The 7,035-nt window shown below is 68.6% G+C and carries 8 protein-coding genes and 1 rRNA gene; all 9 read left to right on the top strand.

Annotated elements, in window-relative coordinates:
* Nucleotides 1-111: 111 nt before the first annotated feature.
* The 9 genes from rrf (at nt 112) to H295_RS0114435 (ending at nt 7,031) form a co-directional block, all read left to right on the top strand.
* Nucleotides 112-228 (top strand): 5S ribosomal RNA (rrf, locus tag H295_RS0114475).
* Nucleotides 229-290: 62 nt separating this feature from the next.
* Nucleotides 291-935, top strand: a complete 645-nt coding sequence (locus H295_RS0114470) for an HAD family hydrolase (protein ID WP_028809354.1) — start codon at nt 291-293, stop codon at nt 933-935.
* A 78-nt stretch (nt 936-1,013) separates the two neighbouring features.
* Entirely contained in the window at nt 1,014-1,697 is a 684-nt protein-coding gene (locus H295_RS0114465) for a VC0807 family protein (RefSeq protein WP_020136050.1), read from the top strand.
* 76 nt (nt 1,698-1,773) lie between these two features.
* Nucleotides 1,774-2,985 (top strand): MFS transporter, encoded by a 1,212-nt coding sequence (locus H295_RS0114460; RefSeq protein ID WP_028809353.1) that lies wholly within the window; start codon nt 1,774-1,776, stop codon nt 2,983-2,985.
* Nucleotides 2,936-4,108, top strand: coding sequence for an acetoin utilization protein AcuC (locus tag H295_RS0114455; protein ID WP_028809352.1), 1,173 nt, complete (start codon nt 2,936-2,938; stop codon nt 4,106-4,108). Before H295_RS0114460 ends, H295_RS0114455 begins: the two co-directional genes overlap by 50 nt.
* A 178-nt stretch (nt 4,109-4,286) precedes the next feature.
* Entirely contained in the window at nt 4,287-5,102 is an 816-nt protein-coding gene (locus tag H295_RS0114450; RefSeq protein ID WP_028809351.1) for a phosphatase, read from the top strand.
* A 129-nt stretch (nt 5,103-5,231) separates the two neighbouring features.
* Nucleotides 5,232-5,441 (top strand): helix-turn-helix domain-containing protein, encoded by a 210-nt coding sequence (locus H295_RS0114445; protein ID WP_016437488.1) that lies wholly within the window; start codon nt 5,232-5,234, stop codon nt 5,439-5,441.
* A 175-nt stretch (nt 5,442-5,616) separates the two neighbouring features.
* On the top strand, nt 5,617-5,715 hold the full coding sequence (locus tag H295_RS45435) for a 30S ribosomal protein bS22 (RefSeq protein ID WP_003948845.1): 99 nt from the start codon (nt 5,617-5,619) through the stop codon (nt 5,713-5,715).
* A gap of 233 nt (nt 5,716-5,948) precedes the next feature.
* A complete protein-coding gene (locus tag H295_RS0114435; protein ID WP_020136046.1) occupies nt 5,949-7,031 on the top strand; it encodes an NAD-dependent epimerase/dehydratase family protein in 1,083 nt (360 codons plus the stop codon).
* Nucleotides 7,032-7,035: the final 4 nt, after the last annotated feature.

The following is a 7,035-nucleotide window of genomic DNA, read 5'->3' as shown; positions in this document are numbered from 1 at the left end:
GGGTGGAGGTGACCGGTACTAATAGGCCGAGGGCTTGTCCATATTTGCTCGCGTCCACTGTGTTAGTTCTGAGGCAACGACCGTGTCTTTTCCGGTCTAATTTCATAGTGTTTCGGTGGTCATAGCGTGAGGGAAACGCCCGGTTACATTCCGAACCCGGAAGCTAAGCCTTACAGCGCCGATGGTACTGCAGGGGGGACCCTGTGGGAGAGTAGGACACCGCCGAACTCCTTTTGATGGAAAGGCCCACACCTTATGGTGTGGGCCTTTCTGCGTTTATGGTCAATGGCATGCGCTATGAACTCGTCATCTTCGACAACGACGGCGTCCTCGTCGACAGTGAGCCGATCTCCAATCGGCACCTCGCTGCCTATCTGACGGAGCTCGGGCATGCGACCTCATACGAGGACTCCATTCGGGACTACATGGGCTCCGCCATGCACCGGATCCATGAGCTCGTCCTGGAGCGGAGCGGAGAGCGGCTGCCTGCGGACTTCGACGATGTCTTCCACGCGAGGGTGTTCGCCGCGTTCGAGCGGGAGTTGGAGGCCGTGGCCGGCGTCAGCGGCGTACTGGAGAAGCTGGTCGCGGACGGGGTGCCGTACTGTGTCGCCTCCTCCGGGAGCCATGCGCGGATCCGGGTGGGGCATCGGGCGGCCGGTCTCGACCGGTGGTTCGAGGATGCGCGGATCTTCAGCTCCGAGGACGTGGGGCGCGGGAAGCCGGCGCCGGATCTGTTCCTGTACGCCGCCGAGCGGATGGGGGTCGAGCCCGGGCGGTGCGTGGTGGTCGAGGACAGTCCGCTGGGCGTGCAGGCGGCCAACGCGGCCGGGATGGACGTGTACGGGTTCACCGCGATGACGCCCGCCGCCAAGCTGGCCGGCGCCACTCAACTCTTCTCCGACATGGGGGAGTTGCTCGACCTTCTCGTCTGACCCGTCTGACATTTGTCATGCCGGGTTCCGGACGATCGTTTCTACCGGCGCCCCCTCGCCGGACGAGAAGCTGAGGGCATGACGACGAAGACGAACTCGAAGCACGCGAACCTGACTCCCCTCATCGTGGACGTGGCTGTGCCGATCGGGGCGTACTACCTCCTCAAGGACGGGCTCGGTATGAGCACGCTGATGGCCCTCGGCCTCAGCAGTGTCGTGCCCGCGGTGCGGACCGTCTGGAGCGTGGTGCGGGAGCGGACGGTCAACGCTTTCGCCGCGCTGATCCTCGTCGTGAACGTCGTGGGGCTGCTCCTCAGCTTCGTCGCCGGGGACCCGCGGCTGATGCTCGCCAAGGACAGCGGGGTCAGCAGTGTCATCGGGATCGGCATCCTCGTCTCCGTCGCGCTGGGCAAGCCGATGATGACCGCCGGCATGAAGCCCTGGCTGGTGAAGGGGATCGCCGAGCGTGAGACGGCGTGGGCGCGGCTCCAGGCCGGGTCGGCGGACTTCCGGCGGGCGGAGCGGCGGTTCTCCGTGGTGTGGGGTGTCGTTCTGCTGGCGGAGTGCGTGGGGCGGGTCGTGGGGGCGTACACGCTGCCGGTGGACACGATGGTGTGGCTCGGGTCCGTGGTCATGGTCGCGTCGATGGCGGTGGCATTCCTGGTCAGCGGGGCGCTGGGCGCCGGACCGATGGCCCGGATGCTGATCGCCGAGACGAAGAACCACGCTCCCGCGATGCCCGAGGTCGCCCTCGCCAGGTAAAGACCGGTAAAGCTGAGGGAAATTCACCTTTGGCTGGATCTACCCACGAGTACGTTGGGGCCCTACGCTCGCCGCCATGACAGATGTGCTGCGGCGCGGTAGGGCCTCTTTGGCGTTCAGCTTCTTCGCGCAAGGTGTCGCCTTCGCTCTGCTGGTGACGCGGATCCCGGCGATCCAGGACCGGTACGGGGTCTCCGACGCGCTGCTGCCCGCCTTCCTGGCGGCCGTGCCGATCCTCGCCGGGGTCGGGAGCGTGTCGACCGAGCAGCTGGTGAAGCGGATACCGCCCAGCCGGCTGCTGCGGTTCGCCCAGCCGGTCGTGCTCCTGGCGCTGCTCGGGGTGGGGGCCGGGGACTCGACGGTCGGGCTCGGTGTCTCGCTGGCCGCGTTCGGGCTCGCCGTGGGCATGCTCGACGCGTCCATGAACATGCTGGGGGTGAGCCTCCAGCGGGCGTACGGGCGCAGCATCATGCTCAGCTTCCACGCGGTGTTCAGCCTGGGCGGGATCGTGGGGGCCTCGCTGGCGTGGGTGGGGGCGCACTGGCATCTCGCGCTGTTCGTGTCCTACCTGCCGGTCGTGGCGGTGCTGTTGCCGCTGTGCCTGGTGGGCAGCCGCTGGTACGTCGACGGCGACGGGACCGCCGTGGAGGAGAAGGCGGGAGGCGCGGAGCCGATCGTCTTCAAGCTGCTGCTGCCGCTGTGCCTGGTGATGACCTTCGCGTACATCGGTGACTCCACGGTCTCCAACTGGAGCGCGAAGTACCTCCAGGACGTGCTGGGGAGTTCGGAGCAGCTCGCCACCGTGCCGTACAACGTGTACATGGTGACCACGCTGATCGGGCGGGCCGTCGGGGACTTCGGGGTACGGCGGTTCGGGGCGGTGGCGGTCGTACGGCTGGGGGCGTTGGTGGCGGCCGGGGGGTTCGCGGTGGTGGCCGTGGCGCCCGGGCCGTGGGTCGGGATGCTCGGGTTCACGCTGCTGGGGATGGGGCTGTGTGTGCTGGTGCCGCAGACCTTCGCGGCGGCCGGACGGCTGTTCCCGGGGGCGTCGGACGCGGCGGTGGCCCGGCTCAATGTCTTCAACTACGTCGGGTTTCTGGTCGGTTCGCCGTTGGTGGGCGCCCTGGGAGACACGTGGAGCTATCGCGGGGCCATGCTGGTGCCGATGGTGTTGGTGCTGGTGACGCTGGTGTACGCCAAGTCGTTCGCCGCTCAACCGGACCGATACGGTGGCGGGCATGAGCGGCCGCGCACAGCTGATGTGGGACGAGGCAGTAACGGGCTATGACTTCGGTCCGGACCATCCGATGGATCCGGTCCGGCTGGATCTGACCCGGCGCCTGGTGGACGCCTTCGGGCTGGACCGGGACGTGGAGGTCGTGGCCGCGAAGGCGGCGGGCGAGTCGACGCTGCGGCTCGTGCACCGGGAGGACTACGTCGAGGCCGTGAAGGCGGCCTCCGTGGATCCGGGGGCCGCCGACCAGTCGTACGGGCTGGGGACCATGGACGATCCGGCCTTCGAGCGGATGCACGAGGTCTCCGCGCTGATCGCCGGGCAGTCGGTGGGGGCGGCGGAGGCCGTGTGGCGGGGGGACGCGCTGCACGCGGTGAACTTCGCGGGCGGGCTGCACCACGCGATGCCGGGGGGAGCGTCCGGGTTCTGTATTTACAACGACGCCTCGCTCGCGATCGCGCGGCTGCTGGAGCTGGGTGCCTCGCGGGTCGCCTATGTGGACGTCGACGTGCATCACGGGGACGGGGTGCAGGCGGCGTTCTGGGAGGATCCCCGGGTGCTGACGATCTCCCTGCACGAGCATCCCCGGACGCTGTTCCCGCAGACCGGCTGGCCGGAGGAGACCGGGGCGGACTCGGCCGAGGGCAGCGCGGTGAACGTGGCGCTGCCGGCGGGGACGGGGGACGCGGGGTGGTTGCGGGCCTTCCACGCCGTGGTGCCGGAGCTGATCGCTGATTTCCGCCCGGATGTGCTGGTGACCCAGCACGGGGCGGATACGCATTTCGAGGATCCGCTCGCGCATCTCGCGGTGTCGTTGGACGCGCAGCGGGCCGTGCAGGTGGCCTGCCATGAGCTGGCGCACTCGTATGCCGGGGGCAAGTGGATCGCGCTGGGGGGTGGGGGGTACGCCGTGGTGGATGTCGTGCCCCGGTCGTGGACGCATCTCGTGGGGATCGCGGCGGGGCGGGAGATCGAGCCCGAGGCGATGATCCCCGAGGGGTGGCGGCAGGAAGTGTTCGCGCGGACGCGGCAGTTGGCGCCGGCGCGGATGACGGACGGGCGGTGGCCGGTGTCGTTCGCGGAGTGGGATGCGGGGTACGACCCTGCGGATCGGCTGGATCAGGCGGTGTTGGCCACGCGGCGGGCGGTTTTTCCGTTGCGAGGGTTGTTGGCCTGAGCGACGCCCAAGGGGGTGCCTCGCTGTGTCGTCCGGCGGCTGCGGGTGCGTTGTGGCTTGTCGCGCCCACGCGGCGGAGCCGCATATCGACACAGTCCCGCGCCCCTGACTACTCCGACTGTGCGGTGTTTTCCTGTTCCGCCACCCTCCTCACCCTCCATCCGCCACCATCGCCATCGTGTTGAGCACCGGCGCTCTGCGCGCCCATCTGCTGGCCGCTCGGCTGGCCGGGACCGTGGCCACCTCGCGGGAGGTGAGTCTGCGGAGCTATCGGTTGTTCGCGGCTCGGGATCCTCGGGTGTTGATCGGGATCGACCCCGAGAGGTCGTGGAGTGAGCGGGACTTGCTCGGGCTCATGGCGGACAAGTGCGGGGTTTCGAGCGATCCGAGGTGTACAACTGGCCAGGATGTGATCGATCCTGAGCGGACCCTTGCCGCGCTCGATGCCTTCGCGCTGCGGCTCGCCGCGGTTGCCCAGCGCAGCGGTCCCGTGCTGATCGGGACGGGGCATCCGCACCGGCTGCTCGGGTTCTACGCCGCTCTCGCGGACGCTCTCTCGGCGGCGGGATGTACCGTCCTCACCCCTGCGCATGGTCGCCGTGTCGACATAACGACCCGGTTCGGTCTACGCATGCACAACCTTCGCTACGTACGAGGAGTCGCGCTCGTGCGGGGAGCGGACGGGAAGGGCTCCGGTGGTGAGCCGGGCGCACACACGCACTCACCGCTGCCGGTTCGTACCGCCCTCGCGGCCGCCGCGGAGAGCGGCGGGCCGCTTCCCGGGCTCGTGATCGGGGATCACGGATGGGTCTGCGGAGCAGGTCAGCTGGGGTTTGAGGCCATTGGTCTCGCGGATACGGATGACCCCGCGCTCTTCGTGGGCGAGGCCGAGGGGGTCGTGTCCGTAGTCGTTCCACTTGATGACGCCGTGCGGTCCGCTTACTACCGGCCGCTGACCCGCTACGTACTCAATCGAGCGTGTCTGTCACAGTAGGCCGCCGATGGGTGCACCTCTTCCCCACTTGCATCACCCGCCCCTACATTGGGGAGTGAGCACGCAGCGACGAAGAGTCACCGGAAGGGGAAGCCGGTGGCCGTCGAGTGCGGAAGGTTCAGGTGTGTCATGGCTGCTGAGCAGAGGCCTCTGAGCGAGGTTCAGTTCCTTACCGTGGCGGAGGTCGCCTCGGTGATGCGAGTGTCGAAGATGACCGTGTACCGCTTGGTGCACAGCGGTCATCTGCCCGCGATCAGGGTGGGGCGGTCCTTCCGCGTCCCCGAGAACGCGGTTCACGAGTACCTCCGCGAGAGTTACGTGGGGGTGGAGACAGCCTGACGGCGAGGTTCCGGGGAGGTCATGGGGGCCTCAGGGCACTCGTGGACCCCCTGCCCGATCTCCCCGGTTCACCTCGATTACGACCTCAGCGCTCGGACGGGTAGGCTAGCCCCTCGTAGGTCGTGTGGGCCCATGATGCCCAGCACCGAGTGATGAGAAGTGAGCGAGGGTAGTCGTGGGCTCTGTTATCAAGAAGCGGCGCAAGCGGATGGCCAAGAAGAAGCACCGCAAGCTGCTCAAGCGCACGCGCGTTCAGCGTCGCAACAAGAAGTAAGGCGACGCCGCGCAAGCAGCGTGTCTGTGGCCCCCCACCCAATGCCGGTGGGGGGCCACATGCGTGTCCGGAGGGTGGCGGTGGGCCGGATGTCGTCACCTCGCGCAGTGGGCGGTCATCACAGCGCAACATCGAACCGCTAAGTTGGCGGCACACGGGGAACGCGGCACAGGACCGGTGTCGTATCGGGACGGCACCAGGGCTGGACCACGGCTGGAAGGAAGGCGCTGATCTTGGGAAAGGTCGTGCTCGTGACCGGAGTGGCCCGACAGCTGGGCGGCCGCTTCGTACGACGCATCCAGCGTGACCCGCAGGTGGACCGTGTGATCGCCGTGGACGCGGTCGCGCCCGAACATCATCTGGGCGGCGCCGACTTCATCCAGGCGGACATCAGGCAGCCCGGTATCGCCCGGGTCCTGGCCGAGACGGCCGCCGACACCGTCGTCCACCTGGACGTGACGGCGATGGCGCTCGGCAGCGGGAGCCGGACCACGGTCAAGGAGACCAACGTCATCGGCACCATGCAGCTGCTCGGTGCCTGCCAGAAGTCGCCGAACGTGAAGCGGCTCGTGGTGAAGTCCAGCACCAACGTGTACGGGTCCGCGCCGCGCGATCCGGCCGTGTTCACGGAGACCACGCCGGCCAAGTCGCTGCCCTCCGGCGGGTTCGCCAAGGACGCGGTCGAGGTCGAGGGATATGTGCGCGGGTTCGCGCGCAGGCGTCCTGACGTGGCCGTGTGCGTGTTGCGGTTCGCGAACATCCTGGGGCCGACCACGGACACCCCGCTCGCCTCGTACTTCGCGCTGCCGGTGCTGCCGACCGTGTTCGGGTACGACCCGCGGCTCCAGTTCGTGCACGAGGACGATGTGATCGAGGTGCTCAGGATCGCCTCGCACGAGCCGGCGCGGGGCACGCTCAACAGCGGCACCTTCAACATCGCGGGCGACGGCGTGCTGTTGCTGTCGCAGTGTTCGCGGCGACTGGGCCGGCCCACCGTGCCGCTGCTGCTGCCGGCCGTCACGTGGGCCGGGTCGCTGGTGCGTACGCTGGGGATGACGGACTTCTCGCCCGAGCAGATCCGGTTGCTCACGCACGGCCGGGTCGTGTCGACGGTCCAGATGCGTGAGACGCTCGGATTCCGGCCGAAGTACACGACGGCCGAGACCTTCGCGGACTTCGCGCGCAGCCAGGGCCCGGGGCTGGTGCCGCCGGAGGCCGTCGCGGGGGCCGTCGACCGGATCGCCGCGCTGCCGCCGCTCGCCGGTGCCGGCCACCCCCCGACGCAGAGCGCCAGCTCGACGCAGAGCGCCAACTGAGGAG

Origin of the sequence: Streptomyces sp. 351MFTsu5.1 (genome assembly GCF_000383655.1) — a bacterium.
Lineage (GTDB): Bacteria > Actinomycetota > Actinomycetes > Streptomycetales > Streptomycetaceae > Streptomyces > Streptomyces griseorubiginosus.
The sequence above is the reverse complement of the archived record's forward strand: the minus strand, read 5'-3'. Positions and strand labels throughout refer to the sequence as shown.